This window comes from Pseudomonas sp. HS6-2 (assembly GCF_049325675.2).
In the GTDB taxonomy this organism is placed as follows: Bacteria; Pseudomonadota; Gammaproteobacteria; order Pseudomonadales; family Pseudomonadaceae; genus Aquipseudomonas; species Aquipseudomonas putida_N.
Map to the genome: position 1 here is coordinate 378,137 of NZ_CM143906.1, position 18,534 is coordinate 396,670.

Genomic DNA, 18,534 nt, shown 5'->3' on the forward strand with positions numbered 1-18,534 from the left:
GAGTACGGCCTGACAGCCCAATAGGGCATGCCATGCCGTGCCACGGTATTTCTGATGCAACGACACACTTATTGCTGGCAGCAGATCCTGTTGCATTGGGTCTCTGCCTTGGTCATCGTATGGGCGTTGGTGAGTGGTTTTTACGTGACCGGCTTCGTTGTCGAACCCGCCACCGCACAATGGGTCGGCTTCGTGAATGTCGGCCTGACCACGCTGTTTATTCCGGTCTTCCTACTGCGCTGGTTCATGCGCTACCTGAAGGCCAGGCCGAGCGCACTGAGCGAAAATGCCTTGGTGCGGCGTATCGCGCATGTTTTCCACGAAGGCATCTATTGGCTCATCGCATTGGTACTGACTTCAGGCGTGCTGATGATGGATCGTGCGATTGATGTATTTGGCTGGTTTGCAATCGCTCCCTTGCTGACTGATCCATTTTGGCTAAGCGCCTGGCTCACGGTGCATGTAGCAGCAAACGTCGCCCTGGCTTTGGCTGTGGCGTTGCACGTAGCTGCAGTCGCCATGCATGAGTTTGCGGGGCGGAGCGTGCTACGTCGAATGCTGCCCTGAGCCAATGAAGCGTTCTTCTGCCTGGTCCTGGATGGTAATCCCATTGGTGGAAAGCCGCGAGGGTGAGCGCTTCTACAGAGTGGGCGACCGCTGACCTTGACCTGCCCACTGGCCATGGCTGACGTGTCTACCTGGCAATTGGCTGCGGGCCTGCGTATCACCAGCCTGGAGGGGGCTGCTGCGGCTGTGCTGGCCTGGTTGCATCTACTGGAGCAGGAGGGTGGCAAGCCGCTCAGCCTGCAGCTGCAAGCCGAAGGCGAGCTGCTTCAGGCGCGCTTCGTGATGATGTTGGCCGAGGCATGATGCCTCGGCCTTTCAGGCTGCTTTGGGTTGCAATTTGCTCAAATGCAGGGCCACCAGCAAAGCCACCGTCAGCAGTCCGCCAATGAACAAGCCAATCCCGTTCCACCCCCATTGGTGCCAGAACACCCCACCGGCCGTACCGGCCACGCTGGACCCTGCGTAATAGCTGAACAGGTACAGCGACGAGGCCTGGCCCTTGGCCTTCAGCGCCCGGCGGCCGATCCAGCTACTGGCCACCGAATGCGCACCGAAGAAGCCGAAGGTGAACACCAGCATGCCAACGATCACCAGCGCCAGCGGGGTGGCCAGGGTCATCAGCAGGCCGCCGGCCATTACCACGATACTGGCCCAGAACACCTTGCGCCGGCCCAGCCTGTCAGCCAGTGCGCCAACTTGCGCCGAGCTGTAGATACCTGACAGGTACACCACCGACAGCAAGCCGACCAGCGCTTGGTTCATGTGGTAAGGCTCGGCCAACAAGCGGTAGCCGATGTAGTTGAACAGGGTGACGAAGGCCCCCATCAGCAAGAAGGCTTCGAGGAACAGCCAAGGCAGCCCGGCGTCCTTGAAGTGCATGACGAAACCGTCCAGCAGGCTACGCGGGCTCATCAACTGCGGGCGGAAGTTGCGCGACTCGGGCAGCACTTTCCAGAACACCAGCGCCGCCACCAAGGCCAGCCCGCCGATGGTCAGCATCGCCGTGTGCCAACTGACGAAATCGATCAGTACCCCGGTAATCAACCGCCCGCTCATGCCGCCGATGGCATTGCCGCCGATATACAGGCCCATGGCCAGGCCGATGTGCTGTGGGTGGATTTCTTCGCTCAGGTAGGTCATCGCCACCGCCGCCAGGCCGCTCAGCGACAGGCCCACCAAGGCGCGGGTGGCCAGTACCAGCTCCCAGCTCGGCATCACTGCGCTGGCCAGAGTCGACAGGGCGGCGCAGACCAGGGCAAAGACCATCACCGGTTTGCGGCCGATGCGGTCGGAGATCGGGCCGGTGATCAGAAGGCCGAAGGCGAGCATCGCAGTCGATACCGAAAGCACCAGGCTGCTCTGCGCCGCGTTGATGGAAAACTCCTTCGACAGCAGCGGCATCATCGGCTGCACGCAGTACAGCAGGGCGAACGTGGCGAAACCGCCGCTGAACAGGGCCAGCACGGTTTTCATGAAGGCGGGGGTGCCTTTTTCGATCCACATGTCGTTCAGGGAGGCAGGTTCTGGGCCGGCTGGAAGGGGGGCTACAGCAGTTTTCACGGGCGGTACCTCTGGCGCAATGAAAAAAGCATATAGCTGGCTAATGATTAGATCCAATATATTGTTCGACCTATTTGAGACGTTTAGCGACCTGATTGGAGCCGATCATGGAACTGCGCCATTTGCGTTACTTCATCGCCGTTGCCGAAGAGCTGCACTTCGGCCGCGCGGCCCAGCAACTGGGCATCTCCCAGCCGCCGTTGAGCCAGCAGATCCAGGCACTGGAACAGGAACTGGGTGCCCGCCTGTTCGAGCGGACCAATCGTCGGGTCGAGCTGAGCGAGGCTGGCCGGCTGTTCCTCGAAGAGGCGCGCCAGGTGCTGGCTCAGGTGGAGAAGGCGGCCGATGTGGCGCGGCGTGCGCAACTGGGTGAACTGGGTGAGATGAAAATTGGCTTCACCTCCTCGGCGCCGTTCACGTCGAAAATTCCCAAGGCCATTCATGCCTTTCGCCAGCGCTTCCCCGCAGTGCACCTTAACCTCAAGGAAATGAGCAGCCGCGATGTCGCCGAAGGGGTGTTCGACGAATCCATCGAGGTCGGGCTGATGCGGCCGATGCCGCTGCCGGATGGCCTGGTGGCCACCGAGCTGTTCCGCGAGCCGCTGGTCGCTGTGATCAATGCCTCGCACCCGTTGGCCGAGGGCACGGAACAGGGCGTGCACATGGCTGCCCTGGCCCATGAACCGTTCGTGTTCTTCCCGCGCAGCTACGGCAGCGGGTTGCATGCGCAATTGTTGAGCCTGGCGCGCCAGGCCGGGTTCAGCCCGCATTTCTCCCAGGAAGCGGGAGAGGCGATGACCATCATCGGCCTGGTGTCGGCGGGGCTTGGTGTCTCGGTGCTTCCGGCGTCGTTCCAGCGCATGCGCATCGAAGGCGTGGTGTACCGCACGCTGCTGGATGAAGGGGCGATGTCGGCAGTGTGGCTGGTGCAGCGCGAGCGCGGGAGTTCGGCGATGGCACGGGCGTTTGCCGAGTTGCTGAAGGGGCTGATGGCGGGCCAGCAGTGATGTTCTCGCGCTGTGCCAGCGAATGGGCAAATGGCACTGGCCATTGCCGCTGCGCCGCCACATACTCGGGCATTCGTTGATACACGGAGGTCAATCATGCGGCGCGTGGTGTTCAATCAGAAAGGTGGCGTGGGCAAGTCGAGCATCGCTTGCAACCTGGCGGCAGTGAGCGCTAGCGAAGGTTATCGGACCTTGCTGATCGACCTGGATGCGCAGGCCAACTCGACCCAGTACCTGACCGGCCTGACCGGCGACGACATCCCCATGGGCATTGCCGACTTCTTCAAGCAGAGCCTGTCCAGCGGACCGTTCAGCAAGAAGAACAAGGTCGATATCTACGAAACCCCGTTTGACAACCTGCATGTGGTTACCGCCACGGCGGAGCTGGCCGACCTGCAGCCCAAGCTGGAAGCCAAGCACAAGATCAACAAGCTGCGTAAGTTGCTCGATGAGCTGGACGAGGACTACGAGCGGATCTACATCGACACGCCGCCGGCGCTGAATTTCTATGCGGTTTCCGCTTTGATCGCCGCTGATCGTGTGCTGATTCCCTTCGACTGCGACAGTTTTTCGCGTCAGGCGCTGTACGGCCTGCTGGCCGAAATCGAAGAGCTCAAGGACGACCACAATGAAGACCTGGTGGTCGAAGGCATCGTGGTCAACCAGTTCCAGTCCCGCGCCAGCCTGCCGCAGCAGATGCTCGACGAGCTGCTGGCCGAAGGGCTGCCGGTGCTACCGGTGTATCTGGGCAGCTCGGTGAAGATGCGCGAGTCGCACCATGCCAGCCTGCCGCTGATTCACCTGGAGCCGCGGCACAAGCTGACACAGCAGTTTGTCGAGCTGCACTCGCTGCTCGAAGAGAACGCTTAAACCCCCTGGTTACGCAACCACTCCAGCAACGACTGCAGTGGAAACGCACCAGCCTGGCGACTGATTTCGCGGCCATTCTTGAACAGGATCAAGCTGGGAATCGAGCGGATGCCCAGTTGCCCGGCGAGGTTGCGGTTGGCTTCGCTGTCGAGCTTGGCCAGGCGGCAGCGGCCGCTGAGCTGGCGGGCGGCCTGTTCGAAAGTCGGCGCGAAGGATTTGCATGGGCCGCACCAGTCGGCCCAGACGTCGATCAGCAGTGGCAGGTCGCCCTTGATCTGGCTGGCGTAGTTGGCCTCGCTGAGTTCGAAGGGCTGGCTCAGCAGCACGTCCTGTTTGCAGCGGCCGCATTTCGGGGCGTCGCCCAGGCGTACCGCCGGCAGGCGGTTGAGGCCGTTGCAGTGGGGGCAGGGAATTACCAGTGGATCGGACATGTGGGTTCCTTGAACATTATGAAGAACAGCTGATTTCCAGATGCTTGCCCCACTCAGGCGGGCGCTCGGCATAGGCCTGCATGCCGGCTTGCTCCTCGAACGGCTTGCTCAGCACCTGATGCAGCTGGCGCACTTCACTGTAATCCCCCGCTTCGGCCGCTTCGATGGCTTTCTGCGCCAGGTAGTTACGCAGCACGTACAGCGGGTTCACCGCATGCATGCGCTCACGACGGCCTTCGGTATTGCCCGCCTCGCGCTCGCAGCGGGCCAGATAATCCGCGCCCCAGGCATCGAACCCGGCGAGGTCGATGAAGTCGTCGCGCACCGCTTTCAGCGCCTCGGCGACGGGCTGGTCGCCCAGCTTGCGGAAGAACAGGTTGTAGTCCACGCCACCGCTCTGCATGCGCTGCAGCAGGCGCTCGACCAACGCCATGTCGTCGTCTTCGGCGGTCGTCAGACCCAGACGCCGACGCATGAGGTCGAGGTAGTGCGCCTGGTACAGCGGCAGGAACAGGCCCAGCGCTTCCTTCAGCGGTTCCACCTCGATCACTGTGGTCAGGGCCTGGGCCAGGGCACTGAGGTTCCAGTGGGCAATCGGCACCTGGTTGGCGTAGCTGTAGCGGCCGCGGTCGTCTGAGTGGTTGCAGATGAAGTTGGCGTCGAAATCGTCGAGGAAGGCGTACGGGCCGAAATCGAAGGTGATGCCGAGGATCGACATGTTGTCGGTGTTCATCACCCCGTGGCAGAAGCCATAGGCCTGCCAGCGGGCGATCAGCTCGGCGTTGCGCTCGACGATGGTGCGGAACATGGCCAGGTAAGGCTGCTCGGCATCGCGGCACTCTGGGTAGTGCTGCTCCAGCACGTGGTCGATCAGCACACGCTGCTGTTCCGGCTGCTTGGTGTAGTAGAAGTATTCGAAATGTCCGAAACGCACATGGCTCTGTGCCAAGCGGGTGAGCATTGCCGCGCTCTCGCGGGTTTCGCGCAACACCGGGGTGCTCGAGCCGATCACGCACAGCGCCCGACTGGTGGGGATGCCCAGCGCGTGCAGGGCCTCTGAAGCGAGGAACTCGCGGATCGACGAGCGCAGCACGGCGCGGCCGTCGCCCATGCGCGAATAGGGCGTCTGGCCGGCGCCCTTCAGGTGCAGGTCCCAGTGCTCGCCCTGGTCATTCAGCACCTCGGCCAGCAGCAGGCCGCGGCCATCACCCAGGCGCGGGTTGTAGGAGCCGAACTGGTGGCCCGAGTAGACCATCGCACGCGGGTCGGCCTGTTCCCACAGCTTGTGGCCGCTGAACAGCTCGGCGAACACCGGCTCGTTGGCCTGGGTCGGGTCGAGGTCGAGCAGGGCCATGGCCGACTCGCTCGCCACCACCAGGCGCGGCTCGGCGATCGGCTCGGGCAGGACCTGGGTGGAGAACGCATCGCCCAGGCGGGCGAAGCGGTTGTCGAAGGTGAGTTGGTCGAGGGCTTTCACGGGCTGCTCCTGAGATTCAGCACAGAATAAAGCATTCGAGCCCACTCAGGCCGGTGCAGTGCCATCCGGTTTAGGCTGCTCTGTCGGGATCAGCTGCTGCTTGCCACCCTTGGCATCCATCAGGAACACCTCGACCTGGCGTACCGAGATCTTGATGTTGTGGGCCTTGAACTCGCGGTTGATGTAGCGGTTGATCTCGTCAAGCGTTGGGTTGCGGTCACCGAGGTCACGCACATGCATGCGCAGCTCGTGGTCCAGCGAGCTCTCGCCGAAGTTGAGGAAATACACGATCGGCTCCGGGTCCTTGAGCACCCGTGGGTTGTCGTGGGCGCCCTTGAGCAGCAGCTCGCGCACCAGGTCGAGGTCGGAGCCGTAGTCGATGCCCAGCTTCAGCGTCACTCGGGTGACCGTGTCGGTCAGCGACCAGTTGATCAGCTGGCCGGTGATGAAGGTCTTGTTGGGGACGATGATGTCCTTGCGGTCGAAATCGGTGATGGTGGTGGCGCGGATGCGGATCTTGCTCACCGTGCCGGACAGGTTGCCGATGGTGATGGTGTCGCCGATCCGCACCGGGCGCTCGAACAGGATCATGATGCCGGAGATGAAGTTGGCGAAGATCTCCTGCATGCCGAAGCCCAGGCCCACCGACAGCGCTGCTACCAGCCACTGCAGCTTGTCCCAGCTCACCCCTAGGGTCGACAGGGTACTGACGATGCCGATACCGACGATGGTGTACGACAGCAGCGTGGTGGTGGCGTAGGCGCTGCCCTGGGCGAGGTTCAGGCGCGACAGTACCAGCACTTCCAGCAGGCCGGGCAAGTTGCCCGCCAGGGCGAAAGTGATGCCGACGATCACCAGGGCACCGAGCAGGTCGCCGAGGCTGATCGGCACCATGCTGGCGGCGGTGCCGGTGCCACTGGTGTACTCGTACAGGGTGAAGTTGTTGAGGTAGGCGAATACCGAAATCAGGTCCGACCAGACCCAGTACAGGCCAGCGATGAAGCCGCCGAGCAGGGCCAGGCGGATCAGGCGCAGCGACTGCTGGTTGACCTGTTCGATGTCCAGGGTCGGCTCTTCGGTGATGACTTCGCCATCCAGCCCTTCCTTGGCCGCCTGGCGCTTGCTCAGCGCGCGCTGATAGGCCAGGCGCCGTGCAGCCACCGACAGGCCTCTGACGAAGGCGGCTTCGATCACCAGCCAGAACAGCAGCAGGTACAGGGTGTAGATCAGCCGGTCGGTCAGTTTCAGTGCGGTGTAGTAGTAACCGAAGCACACGGCCACGAACAGTGCGATCGGCAGGGCGGTGAAGGCGACCCCCACGGCCCTGCGGAACAGCGACGTATCGCGATGCGCCGGGCTGCTAAGCAGCAGGCGGCTGAGCAGCCAGGCCATCAATGCATAACAGGTCAGCACCACGCCGATGCCGAGCACGTCGTCGGCCAGGGCCGAAGGCTGATGCTCGGCGACCGCCACCACGCCGACCAGCGCCAGCACCACGGTACCCAGCCGGCGAACCCAGCCGCGCAGGAACTCGACCTGCGGCTTGTGCCAGCGAAAGTGGATTTCCGCCACGCCGCCGGGGGAGAGGATGCGGTAGGCGGTGTAGAACACCAGCCAGGCCTGGGCCAGCTGCCACAGCGCCGCGCCGAGGTTGGCGTTCTGCCCGCGGGCGTCGATCTGCAGGGCATAGCTGCACAGCGCCAGGCCCAGGCTCACCGGCATCGCCAGGAGGATGTTGATCAGGATGGCCTGGGGCGTGTGCCACTGGCTGTCGCGGCGGAAATGGCCGATATCCTGATGCACCTTGCTCAGCCGCTGATAAAGGTACTTGCGCCGCCACAGCAGCGCACCGATCACCAGCAGCAACGGCAGGAACAGCAAGGGGCGTTGGCTCAGGCCGTCGCCCAGCTCCTTCAGGCCCGAGCCCCACGGCAGGTCGGCAACCTGCTTGGCAAAGCGCTCCGGTACAAATTTCAACCAGTCCCAGTCCAGCGGCTTGTTGCTGGGGATCCAGAACATCTGCTCATCCAGGGTGGTGCGCAGACCTTGTGCGGTACCGAGCAGCTGCTTCTGATTGAGTTGCAAGGTGATCGATTCGTTGAGCAGCGCAGACAGTTCGCGGTTCAGGCGTTCGAGCAGGTCGCTGCGGGTGATCGCCACCTCCAGCAAGGCTTTGCGCAGGGCCGGAGTGACGTCTTCCTGCGGCTGGTTGGCCAGCAGTTTGTCGACATAGGTCACCGGGCTGCTCATCTGTTCGCGTTGCTGGTTGATTTCGAACTGGTACAGGCGAATATCGGCGATCTGGTCGGCCAGGTCCCGGTCGAGCTTCAGGTGCGGCAGCGCCTGCTTCTGTTTGTAGAGAATCTTCGACAACAGCAGGCTGCCTTTGAGCACGCTGATCTGCTCGTCCAGCGCCTGGTCGGCCTGGGTCAGGCTGTCGAGCTGCTGTTTGGTGCGCAGGTTCTGCTGGGTCAGTTCGTTGAGGCGGTCGGTGCTTTTCAGCAAATAGTCGGAAAGCTTGAGGTTGGCCGCGCTTTCGCTGGCCAGCAGGCTGCTACCGCCGGCCTTCTGCGCTTCGATCGATTGCTGGGTAACGGTCTGCTGGGATTGCGCCAGGCGCTTTTCATTGATCAGCGTCTGCAGGTCCTGGATTTCCTGCTCCAGGCGTGCGGCGCGCTCGATCAGCAGGTCATGTTGGGCGTTGCCCAGGTCTTGCAGCAGGCCGTTGCCAGCCAGTTCCTGGCGGCGTAGCAGGGTCACGGCGTTGAGCGACGCCAGCTCCGCCGCGAGCTGGTTGCGCTGGTCGGCATTGATCGACTTGCCGCCGTCCTTGCCACTCTTGAGAATGTTGTTGATCTGCTGGGTGCGGGTCTGGTTGCTGCTGATCTCGGCTTGGGCACGCTCCGGGCGGGTCTGTGAATTGATGATCAGGCTGTTGGCGTCCGACAGCGCCTTCTGTAGCTCGCCTTGCTGGGTATTGCGCTCGCTGAGCATCTGCTCCAGTTGCGGCACGGTCAGGCTGGCATAGCGCTGGGCTACGGGCTGCGGCTTGCTGTCCTTGAGCTTGGCCAGTTCTTTCTGGCTGTCGTTGGTTTCCTTGGGGGCGCCGGCCAGCTGCTGCTTGAGGGCGGTCAGCTTCTTCTCGCTGTCTTCCTTGCTATTGAGCAGGCTCAAGGTCTGTTCGAGCACCTGCTGCAGGGCCTTCTGGTCGGCCTCGGGCAGCTTGCGCTCGGCGATCTTGTCGAGGCTGTGCTGGATGCTGGCGGTGGTCGGGGCTTCTGCCGCGTTGACCGCGAAAGAAAGGGACAGGCACAGCCCGAGCAGGGCTGTGCGAAGGTACACGCGCAGGGACATAGGCAGACTACTTGTGGATCAGGCAGAAACGGAGTTTAGAGGAACAATCCTGGTCCGGGTCGCGTTCCTTCGGGGAATCTGACGCCGACTTTCTGGATCTTGTTCCCGTCCATGGTCGCCACGGTCCAGATTGTGCCGTGCCATTCGACCTGGTCGCCTACTACTGGAGCGCCTCCGACCTTCTGTCGGATGAACTGCGCCAGTGGCATTTTCGCGTCCAGGCCGTCCAGTTTGAGGCCATAAAGTGCGGCCACCGCACCCAGCTCGGCATCGCCTTCGAGCACGAAGTCGCCGAAGAAGCGCAGGTCCAGGCCGCGCTGCGGTGCCTGGCTGAACAGTTTGCCCAGTGCCGGCAGGTTATGTTCGTGGCCGATCACGCAAAGCATATCGCCGACTTCCAGTACGGTACTGCCGGACGGGTGCAGCAGTTGCTCGCCACGGAACAGCGCGGCGATACGCGTGCCTTCGGGCATTTTCAGCTCACGCAGGGCGGCGCCGATGCACCATTTCTCCGCACCCAGGCGGTAGACGAACAGCTCCCACTCGCTGGTGACGTGCACTTCCAGCGCCGAGCGGGAAATCGGCGCCGGGTCTGGCGGTACGGTGACTTTCAGCAGCTTGGCCATCCACGGCAGGCTGGTGCCTTGCACCAGCAGCGACACCAGCACGATGAAGAACGCCAGGTTGAAGAACAGCTGGGCGTCCGGCAGGCCGGCCATCAGCGGGAACACCGCCAGAATGATCGGTACCGCGCCGCGCAGGCCGACCCAGGAGATGAAGCCCTTTTCGCGGCCGTGGAAGGCCTTGAACGGCAGCAGTGCGGCAACCACCGACAGCGGCCGCGCCACCAGGATCATCCACAGCGCAAGGCCCAGCGCGGGCAGGGCGATCGGCAGCAGGTCGTGGGGCGTGACCAGCAGCCCCAGCACCAGGAACATGCCGATCTGGGCCAGCCAGGCCATGCCGTCGAGCATGTGCAGGATGCCGTGACGGCTGCGGATCGGCTTGTTGCCCAGCACCAGGCCGCACAGGTACACGGCGAGGAAGCCGCTGCCATGCAAGGCGTTGGTCAGCGAGAACACCACCAGGCCGCCAGCCACCACCAGGATCGGGTACAGGCCACCGGCCAGGTTGATGCGGTTGACCAGTTGCAGCAGCAGCCAGCCGCCGCCCAGGCCCAGCAGGCCGCCGATACCAAACTCGCGCAGCAAGTGGCCCAGCAGGCTCCAGTGCAGGCCGGTCTGGCCGCTGGCGATCATGTCGATCAGGGTAACGGTGAGGAACACGGCCATCGGGTCGTTGCTGCCCGATTCGATTTCCAGGGTGGCGGTCACCCGCTCGTTCAGGCCTTTGCCACCGAGCAGCGAAAACACCGCCGCGGCGTCGGTGGAGCCGACGATGGCGCCGATCAGCAGGCCCTGGATCAGGCTCAGATTGAACAGCCAGGCGGCTACCATGCCGGTGAGCGCGGTGGTGATCATCACGCCGACGGTGGCCAGCGACAGTGCCGGCCACAGTGCCACGCGGAAGCTCGCAACCCGCGTGCGCAGGCCACCGTCGAGAAGGATCACTGCCAATGCCAGGTTGCCCACCAGGTAGGCGGTCGGGTAGTTGTTGAAGATGATGCCGCCACCATCGACACCGGCGACCATGCCGACGGCGAGGATGATGACCAGAATAGGGATGCCCAGGCGCGACGACAGCGAGCTGACCAGGATACTTGCGCCCACCAGCAATGCGCCGATCAAAAACAGGCTGTTGATGGTGCTTGCATCCAAAGGCAGGTACTCCGGGATATCGCGGGAAGGGGGCTTGGCTCCTTGACTTGGCAAGTCGCGTGCCAACTGATTCTAACCTGATGAATTGGCGGGCTGTAAAGCGTTTCTGCAGATGTGCAAAAGGCACCGCGGAGGGTGCCTTTTGAAGTGTTACCTGGGTGGGCCTCTTCGCGGGCTTGCCCGCGAAGAGGCCAGGGCAGGCTTACGCCTGCTTCACCTCACGCATTGGCTTGCCCTTCACCGGTGCACCGTTGGCCACGTAATACTTGGCGGTGCTGCGCGGCAGCGGCTTGCGGTTGCGGATCTTGTCCGAGATCTTCTCGGCGATCATGATCGTGGTGGCGTTGAGGTTGCCGGTGATGATGATCGGCATGATCGACGCATCGACCACACGCAGGCCCTGCATGCCGTGTACGCGGCCTTCACCGTCGACCACTGCCATGTCGTCGGTGCCCATCTTGCACGAGCAGGACGGGTGGAAGGCGGTTTCGGCGTGCTCGCGGATGAACTTGTCCAGTTCCTCGTCGGTCTGCACGTGCTCGCCCGGGCTGATTTCGCGACCGCGGTACGGGTCCAGCGCCGGCTGGGCCATGATTTCGCGGGTCAGGCGGATGCCGTCGCGGAACTCTTGCCAGTCCTGCTCGGTGGCCATGTAGTTGAACAGGATGCTCGGGTGCTGGCGCGGGTCCTTCGACTTGGCCTGGATGCGGCCACGGCTTGGCGAACGCATCGAGCCCATGTGCGCCTGGAAACCGTGTTCCTTCACGCCGTTGGAGCCGTTGTAGTTAATGGCGACCGGCAGGAAGTGGTACTGGATGTTCGGCCACTCGAACTCAGGGCGGGTGCGGATGAAGCCACCGGCCTCGAACTGGTTGCTGGCGCCGATACCGGTACCGTTGAACATCCACTCGGCGCCGATGGCCGGCTGGTTCCACCACAGCAGCGATGGGTACAGCGACACTGGCTGGGTGCAGGCGTACTGCAGGTACAGCTCAAGGTGGTCCTGCAGGTTTTCGCCGACGCCCGGCAGGTCGTGCACGACCGGGATGTCGAGGCTTTCCAGCAGGGCGCGCGGGCCAACGCCGGAACGCTGCAGCAGCTGCGGCGATGCAATGGCGCCGGAGCTGACGATCACTTCCTTGCGGGCACGGGCTTCGACGCGCTCTTCGCTGTCGCCGACCAGGTAGGTCACGCCAATGGCGCGCTTGCCGTCGAACAGCACGCGGTCGGTCAGGGCATGGGTGACGATAGTCAGGTTCGGGCGTTTCTTGGCCTGGTCCAGGTAGCCGCGGGCGGTGCTGGAGCGGCGGCCTTGCTTGGTCACGGTGCGGTCCATCGGACCGAAGCCTTCCTGCTGGTAGCCGTTGAGGTCTTCGGTACGTGGGTAGCCAGCCTGCACGCCGGCTTCGACCATGGCATGGAACAGCGGGTTGTTACCGGCCTTGGGCGTAGCCACGCTGACCGGGCCTTCGCCGCCGTGGTAGTCATTGGGGCCGATGTCGCGGGTTTCGGCCTTGCGGAAGTACGGCAGGCAGTCCAGGTAGGTCCAGTCTTCCAGGCCTGGCAGTTTCGCCCAGCCGTCGAAGTCCATGGCGTTGCCGCGGATGTAGCACATGCCGTTGATCAGTGACGAGCCACCCAGGCCCTTGCCGCGGCCACACTCCATGCGGCGGCCGTCCATGTGCGGCTCTGGGTCGGTCTCGTAGGCCCAGTTGTAGCGACGGCCCTGCAGCGGGAAGGCCAGGGCGGCCGGCATCTGGGTGCGGAAGTCGAAGCGGTAGTCGGGACCACCGGCTTCCAGCAGCAGTACGCTGACGCCGGCGTCTTCGGTCAGGCGGGTAGCCAGGGTGTTACCGGCGGAGCCTGCTCCGACGATGATGTAATCGAATTCTTGGGACATGAAAGTACCCTCGTGTTGGCGGTGATCAGGGAGCGGGAACGCCCGTGCGCAGTGGCACGGGCGTGGCTGGACTGGGCCTTAGAAGACCGAGTTGTAGCCGCCCAGCTCGACCTGGACCGACTTGATGCGAGTGTATTGAGCCAGCGAGCTGACGCCGTTCTCACGGCCGACACCCGACTGCTTGTAGCCGCCAACCGGCATTTCGGCTGGCGATTCGCCCCAGGCGTTGATCCAGCAGATACCAGCTTCCAGCTGGTGGATGATACGGTGGGCGCGGGAGATGTCGTTGGTGCAGACACCGGCGGCCAGGCCGTAGTCGGTGTCGTTGGCACGGCGGATGACTTCTTCTTCGGTTTCGTAGGTGAGGATGCTCATCACCGGGCCGAAGATCTCTTCCTTGACGATGGTCATGTCGTCGCTGCAGTCGGTGAACACGGTCGGGGCCACGAAGGCACCGTTGGCGAAATCACCGGCAGTCAGGCGCTCGCCGCCGCACAGTACGCGGGCACCTTCTTCCTTGCCTTTGGCGATGTAGCCGAGCACGCTTTCCATGTGCTGGAAGCTGACCAGCGGGCCGAAGTTGGTGTTCTCGTCTTCCGGGTTGCCAACGCGGATGCGGGCAACGCGCTCGGCGATCTTGGCTTCGAAGGCTGCCTTCATTTCAGCCGGGATGAACACGCGGGTGCCGTTGGTGCAGACCTGGCCGGAGCTGTAGAAGTTGGCCATCATGGCAATGTCGGCGGCCTTGTCCAGGTCGGCGTCGGCGCAGATGATCAGTGGCGACTTGCCGCCCAGCTCCATGGTGACTTCCTTGAGCGACGAACTCGAGGCGCTGGCCATGACCTTCTTGCCGGTGGTGGTGCCGCCGGTGAAGGAGACTTTCTCGATGCGTGGGTGCTCGGTCAGCCAAGTGCCGACTTCGCGGCCGCTGCCGGTCAGGACGTTGAACACGCCATTCGGCAGGCCGGCTTCGGTGTAGATCTCGGCCAGTTTCAGGGTGGTCAGCGAAGTGACTTCCGACGGCTTGAAGATCATCGCGTTGCCAGCGGCCAGGGCTGGGGCGGATTTCCACAGGGCGATCTGGATCGGGTAGTTCCACGCGCCGATACCGACGGTCACGCCCAGCGGCTCGCGGCGGGTGTAGACGAAGGACGATTCGCGCAGCGGGATCTGCTCGCCTTCGATGGCCGGTACCAGGCCGGCGTAGTACTCCAGCACGTCGGCGCCGGTGACGATGTCGACGTAGCGGGTTTCCGAGTACGACTTGCCGGTGTCCAGGGTTTCCAGCATGGCCAGTTCATCGTTGCGCTCGCGCAGGATGTCGACGGCGCGACGCAGGATGCGCGAACGCTGCATGGCGGTCATCGCGGCCCAGATTTTCTGGCCGCGCTCGGCGCTTTCCACGGCTTTCTCGACGTCGGCCTCGGTGGCACGTTGCACGTGGGCGAGGACTTCGCCGGTAGCCGGGTTGATGGCTTCGAAGGTGGCATCGCTGCCAGCGTCGACGTAAGCACCATCAATGTAGAGTTTTTGCGTTCCGAAACGGGCCATAGTGTCCTCGCAAGTGCAGTGTGTGGTTGGCTGCGCGTCACGCTCCTGCCGGGTGGGCAAGGGCCGTGCGTGCTTGATCAGCGGCCTGGTCGTTGGTGTCCAGGGTGTGCTGTTTAGCCAGTTGTAGATCCATGTATTCGTATGCAATCCGTATCGCCTGGTCGGTGTCGAATGCATCTCCCGACAGGGCACCACGCAGCCACAGGCCGTCGATCAGGGCCGCCAGGCCGCGGGCGGCCTTGCGCGCATGGTAGAGCGGCAGGGCGCGGCGGAACTGGCAGCACAGGTTGGAATACAGGCGGTGATCGTTGATCCGCTGCAACCTGTGCAAATCAGGCTGGTGCATGCTGGAAGCCCAGAAGGCCAACCAGGTTTTCATTGCCGGGCCGTTCACCTGGCTGGCATCGAAGTTGCCCTCGATGATCACTTTCAGGTGGGCGCGCGGGCTGTCGTCCGTCAGGGCCTGGCGACGTGCTCTAACGCCTTCGTTGAGCATGTTCATGATGTAACCCATCGTCGCTGCGATCAGGCCGTTCTTGTCCCGAAAGTAGTGACTGATGATGCCGTTCGACACACCGGCCAAACGGGCAATCAGCGCAATGCTGGCGTCACCCAGTCCGACCTGATCGACCGCCTGTAACGTGGCTTCGATCAACTGCTGGCGGCGGATGGGTTGCATACCGACCTTGGGCATCTTGCTATCTCCTCAGGCCTGCGAGCAGACGACAGGCGGCTGACTCGGCGAAGGCCAGTCTATTTTGTTTTGATTGAACGTTCAATCAATAAAGAATAAGCTCTGCGACAATTTGTGCCATTGACAGCTTTGCAGGCCGTCGAGAAGGCACCGATTGACACCCCAGGAAATCGCGTAACCCCCGGAATACAAGGCGTTGACGGGCATGAGCGATGCGAGATGCAGATTCTGCCGTACGGTCACTGGCCCTGCGACAGGCCCTTGGAGCGGGCGGGGTGATCTGTGACGAATGCGCGCACCTCCGTTGAGGCGTGGCATTTTTCAGCAGGCCACCTGTCTGTTTTTTTGCAACGTATCGATTCGGGATCACGGTTTCCAGGGTGCTTTTATAACACCTGATGCAGTGGCGGAATTCCACCAATTGCTCGGGAAAGACTGATTAGCCTCCAAAGCCGTACTGCCCGGAGCATTCGTGCAATGAGTTCTGCCTCACTTACCAAGCCCCCCGCCGAGAGGGTACGGGTCAACCGCGTGGTGTTCTTCACCTCCGCGCTGATGATCCTCGTTCTGACTGCCTTGTTGATCGCTGTACCCGAAACCGCCGGCCAGGTGCTGGGCGTGGCCCAGAAATGGCTGACGCGCACCTTCGGCTGGTACTACATGCTGGTGATCGGCGGCTACCTGCTGTTCGTCATCTACCTGGCGTTTTCCGACTACGGCAAGCTCAAGCTTGGCGGCAAGGACGACCAGCCTGACTTCAGCTACGGCGCCTGGGCCGGCATGCTGTTCTCCTCCGGTATCGGCATTTCGCTGCTGTACTTCGGCGCGTCCGAGCCGCTGGACCACTACTTCAACCCACCGGAAGGCACCTCTGCCAGCCTCGACGCTGCGCGCCAGGGCCTGCAACTGACCTTCCTGCACTGGGGCCTGCATGGCTGGGCGATCTACGCCCTGGTCGGCCTGGCCGTGGGTTACTTCGCCTACCGCCACAACCAGCCGCTGGCACTGCGTTCGGCGCTGTACCCGCTGGTGGGTGAGCGCTGGGTCAAAGGCGCTGCGGGCAATGCCGTGGACATCTTCGGCATGTTCGTCACCCTGCTGGGCCTGGTGACCAACCTGGGCATTGGTTCGATGCAGGTGTCCTCCGGCCTGGAATACCTGTTCGGCATGGACCACAGCAAGACCAACCTGCTGGTGGTAATTCTGGTGATGGCCGGTGTGGCCACCGTAGCGGCGGTATCGGGTGTAGAGAACGGCATTCGTCGCCTGTCCAACCTGAATATCATGCTGTTCAGTGGCTTGCTGATCTTCGTCCTGTTGGGCGGCGAAACCCTGCACCTGCTCAACGGCTTCGTGCAGAACATCGGTGACTACCTCAACGGCATCGTGCTGAAGACCTTCGACCTCTATGTATACGAAGGCGAAGCCGGCAAGTCCGAGCGCTGGTTGGGCCTGTGGACCGTGTTCTACTGGGCCTGGTGGATCTCCTGGGGCCCATTCGTCGGCATGTTCATTGCCCGTATCTCCAAGGGCCGTACCGTGCGCCAGCTGGTCAGCGGCGTGCTGCTGATCCCACTGGGCTTCACTCTGGCCTGGCTGTCGATCTTCGGCAACACCGCACTGGACCTGGTGATCAACCAGGGCGCCGTGGAGCTGGGCAAGACGGCCCTTGAACAGCCGTCGATGTCGATCTACCAGCTGCTGGAGTACTTCCCGGCGGCCAAGATCGTGATTGGTGTGGCGGTGTTCGTCGGCTTCGTGCTGTTCCTTACCCCGGCCGACTCCGGCGCGGTGATGATGGCCAACCTGTCGTGCAAAGGCGGCAAGGTCGACGAAGACGCCCCGCACTGGATGGTGGTGTTCTGGTCGGTGGTCATTACCCTGGTTACCATCGGCCTGCTGTTCGCCGGTAACTTCGAGGCCATGCAGACCATGGTGGTGCTGGCGGGCCTGCCGTTCTCGGTGGTGCTGGTGCTGTTCATGTTCGGCCTGTACAAGGCCATGAAGCAGGACGTGGCAGTCGAGCAGGAGCGTGCCGAGCTGGCTGCCCGTGGCCGCCGCGGCTTCACCGAGCGCCTGAGCCAGCTGGACCTGCAGCCGACCCAGGCCGTGGTGCAGCGCTTCATGGACAAGCAAGTCAGCCCGGCGCTCAAGGAAGCCGCCGCGCAGCTGCAGACCCTGGGCTTCGAGGTGGAAACCCGCGTTGGTCAGTCGCGCAACATGATGGGCCTGCGGGTGATGATGGACGAGGGGAACCCGTTCGTTTACGAAGTGAGCCTGGACGGCTACATGGCTGCGCCGAGTGAAGCGCCGGTGGAAGGTGAGCCGGAAGTACGCCAGCGCTTCTACCGTGCCGAGGTGTACCTGCACGATGGCAGCCAGGAGTACGACCTGATGGGCTTTGCGCCGGAGCAGATCGTGCGTGATGTGCTGGATCAGTTCGAAAGCCACCGGCAGTTGCTGGGCCGTGTGTATAGCTGATCGGCCTTGAGGCAAACAAAAAACCCGCTCACATGAGCGGGTTTTTTTTGTCGTCCCAGAAGGACATCACAGGTGTTGAGGGCTATGTTGCGCTTTATCGATTGGTGTAGCGCCCGTTCTTGCCATGCCCCGGCATCGCCAGGTTGCTGCGCACGGCAATCATCTGCCTGAGCGGGATCAGCTCGATGCCCTGGCTCTTGAGCCGTGGCAGCTCGCGCTCCAGCACTTCCAGTGTCTGTGGATAAGGGTGACCGATCAGCACCGCCGAGCCCTGCTTGCGCGCCAGGGCGATGCCCTGCTGCAACTGTCCGGTGATTGCTTCGGTGGTGCGCACGTCATCGAGGAACACATCCCGCGACACATGCGCCAGCCCCTGGGCTTGGGCCTCGGCCGCAGCGACCGTGGCCGCGCTGGTGCGGCTGTCGACGAAGAACAGGTGCCGGCGTTGCAGCTCACCCATCAACCAGGCCATCGGCTCACGCTGGGCGGTCATGCGGCTACCCATGTGGTTGTTGATGCCAGCGGCATACGGCACCTTGGCCAAGGCAGCGTCCAGGCGTCGCGCCAGCTCTTCGATCGGGATGCCGGGGTGCCAGGCATAGGGCCCGGTTGCCGGGTCCATGGGCATGTGCAGAATCACCGTCTTGCCGGCCTTGTGGGCCTGGCGGGCGAAGTCGGTGGCATGCGGGGTATCGGGCATGATCGCCATGGTGACCGGCCCGGGCAGGACCAGTGTTCGGCTGTCGCGATCGGCGCTTTGGCCCAGGTCATCGATGATGATGCTCAGGTAGGCCTTGCCGGCCGGCGCCGCTTGCGCGACGCCGGCCATCAGGCAGAGCAACAGAGACAGCAGAAAACGCATGG

14 protein-coding genes are annotated in these 18,534 nt (G+C 63.0%); 5 read left to right on the plus strand and 9 right to left on the minus strand.

The annotated features are described in order from the left end of the window. Nucleotides 1-54 precede the first annotated feature (54 nt). Together ACOKS3_RS01755 and ACOKS3_RS01760 are read left to right on the plus strand one after the other, a co-directional pair. Nucleotides 55-567, plus strand: a complete 513-nt coding sequence (locus ACOKS3_RS01755; RefSeq protein ID WP_103446241.1) for a cytochrome b — start codon at nt 55-57, stop codon at nt 565-567. A gap of 96 nt (nt 568-663) precedes the next feature. Beyond that, nucleotides 664-870: a hypothetical protein gene (locus tag ACOKS3_RS01760; RefSeq protein WP_146049005.1), complete on the plus strand. Its 207-nt coding sequence runs from the start codon at nt 664-666 to the stop codon at nt 868-870. A 12-nt stretch (nt 871-882) separates the two neighbouring features. Here the strand turns inward: ACOKS3_RS01760 and ACOKS3_RS01765 are convergent, their stop codons facing one another. After that, the gene (locus tag ACOKS3_RS01765) at nt 883-2,070 is read right to left on the minus strand and encodes an MFS transporter (protein ID WP_258035838.1); all 1,188 of its coding nucleotides are present in this window, start codon (nt 2,068-2,070) and stop codon (nt 883-885) included. 164 nt (nt 2,071-2,234) lie between these two features. On the opposite strand from ACOKS3_RS01765, the gene ACOKS3_RS01770 reads away from it, so the two are divergent. Beyond that, nucleotides 2,235-3,134 (plus strand): LysR family transcriptional regulator, encoded by a 900-nt coding sequence (locus tag ACOKS3_RS01770; protein ID WP_103446054.1) that lies wholly within the window; start codon nt 2,235-2,237, stop codon nt 3,132-3,134. A gap of 96 nt (nt 3,135-3,230) precedes the next feature. Beyond that, nucleotides 3,231-4,004, plus strand: a complete 774-nt coding sequence (locus tag ACOKS3_RS01775; RefSeq protein WP_103446053.1) for a ParA family protein — start codon at nt 3,231-3,233, stop codon at nt 4,002-4,004. Here ACOKS3_RS01775 and trxC read toward each other — a convergent pair. The 7 genes from trxC to betI form a co-directional block, all read right to left on the minus strand. After that, nucleotides 4,001-4,435, minus strand: a complete 435-nt coding sequence (trxC, locus tag ACOKS3_RS01780; protein WP_103446052.1) for a thioredoxin TrxC — start codon at nt 4,433-4,435, stop codon at nt 4,001-4,003. The two genes, ACOKS3_RS01775 and trxC, sit on opposite strands and share 4 nt — an antisense overlap. A gap of 16 nt (nt 4,436-4,451) precedes the next feature. Further along, the gene (gene selO / locus ACOKS3_RS01785; RefSeq protein ID WP_422763414.1) at nt 4,452-5,912 is read right to left on the minus strand and encodes a protein adenylyltransferase SelO; all 1,461 of its coding nucleotides are present in this window, start codon (nt 5,910-5,912) and stop codon (nt 4,452-4,454) included. 45 nt (nt 5,913-5,957) lie between these two features. Next, nucleotides 5,958-9,266: a mechanosensitive channel MscK gene (mscK, locus tag ACOKS3_RS01790; protein WP_422763415.1), complete on the minus strand. Its 3,309-nt coding sequence runs from the start codon at nt 9,264-9,266 to the stop codon at nt 5,958-5,960. A 35-nt stretch (nt 9,267-9,301) separates the two neighbouring features. Then, entirely contained in the window at nt 9,302-11,044 is a 1,743-nt protein-coding gene (locus ACOKS3_RS01795) for a potassium/proton antiporter (RefSeq protein WP_103446049.1), read from the minus strand. Between the two features lie 202 nt (nt 11,045-11,246). Continuing rightward, complete coding sequence (gene betA / locus ACOKS3_RS01800; protein WP_103446048.1) at nt 11,247-12,944, minus strand: choline dehydrogenase; 1,698 nt, start codon at nt 12,942-12,944, stop codon at nt 11,247-11,249. Between the two features lie 78 nt (nt 12,945-13,022). Continuing rightward, entirely contained in the window at nt 13,023-14,495 is a 1,473-nt protein-coding gene (gene betB, locus ACOKS3_RS01805) for a betaine-aldehyde dehydrogenase (protein ID WP_103446047.1), read from the minus strand. A gap of 37 nt (nt 14,496-14,532) precedes the next feature. Next, complete coding sequence (betI, locus tag ACOKS3_RS01810; RefSeq protein WP_060509844.1) at nt 14,533-15,189, minus strand: transcriptional regulator BetI; 657 nt, start codon at nt 15,187-15,189, stop codon at nt 14,533-14,535. Between the two features lie 534 nt (nt 15,190-15,723). On the opposite strand from betI, the gene ACOKS3_RS01815 reads away from it, so the two are divergent. Then, nucleotides 15,724-17,670 carry a BCCT family transporter gene (locus ACOKS3_RS01815; RefSeq protein ID WP_258035837.1) on the plus strand — a complete coding sequence of 649 codons (1,947 nt, stop codon included), beginning with the start codon at nt 15,724-15,726 and terminating at the stop codon, nt 17,668-17,670. 94 nt (nt 17,671-17,764) lie between these two features. Here ACOKS3_RS01815 and ACOKS3_RS01820 read toward each other — a convergent pair whose 3' ends face one another. Beyond that, nucleotides 17,765-18,532, minus strand: coding sequence for a divergent polysaccharide deacetylase family protein (locus tag ACOKS3_RS01820; protein ID WP_103446045.1), 768 nt, complete (start codon nt 18,530-18,532; stop codon nt 17,765-17,767). Nucleotides 18,533-18,534: the final 2 nt, after the last annotated feature.

Coding starts and splice junctions, on each gene's coding strand:
- ACOKS3_RS01755 (WP_103446241.1), top strand. CDS start 55: ATGCAACGACACACTTATTGCTGGCAGCAGATCCTGTTGCATTGGGTC.
- ACOKS3_RS01765 (WP_258035838.1), bottom strand. CDS start 2,070: ATGTGGATCGAAAAAGGCACCCCCGCCTTCATGAAAACCGTGCTGGCC.
- ACOKS3_RS01770 (WP_103446054.1), top strand. CDS start 2,235: ATGGAACTGCGCCATTTGCGTTACTTCATCGCCGTTGCCGAAGAGCTG.
- ACOKS3_RS01775 (WP_103446053.1), top strand. CDS start 3,231: ATGCGGCGCGTGGTGTTCAATCAGAAAGGTGGCGTGGGCAAGTCGAGC.
- trxC (WP_103446052.1), bottom strand. CDS start 4,435: ATGTCCGATCCACTGGTAATTCCCTGCCCCCACTGCAACGGCCTCAAC.
- mscK (WP_422763415.1), bottom strand. CDS start 9,266: ATGTCCCTGCGCGTGTACCTTCGCACAGCCCTGCTCGGGCTGTGCCTG.
- betA (WP_103446048.1), bottom strand. CDS start 12,944: ATGTCCCAAGAATTCGATTACATCATCGTCGGAGCAGGCTCCGCCGGT.
- betB (WP_103446047.1), bottom strand. CDS start 14,495: ATGGCCCGTTTCGGAACGCAAAAACTCTACATTGATGGTGCTTACGTC.
- betI (WP_060509844.1), bottom strand. CDS start 15,189: ATGCCCAAGGTCGGTATGCAACCCATCCGCCGCCAGCAGTTGATCGAA.
- ACOKS3_RS01820 (WP_103446045.1), bottom strand. CDS start 18,532: ATGCGTTTTCTGCTGTCTCTGTTGCTCTGCCTGATGGCCGGCGTCGCG.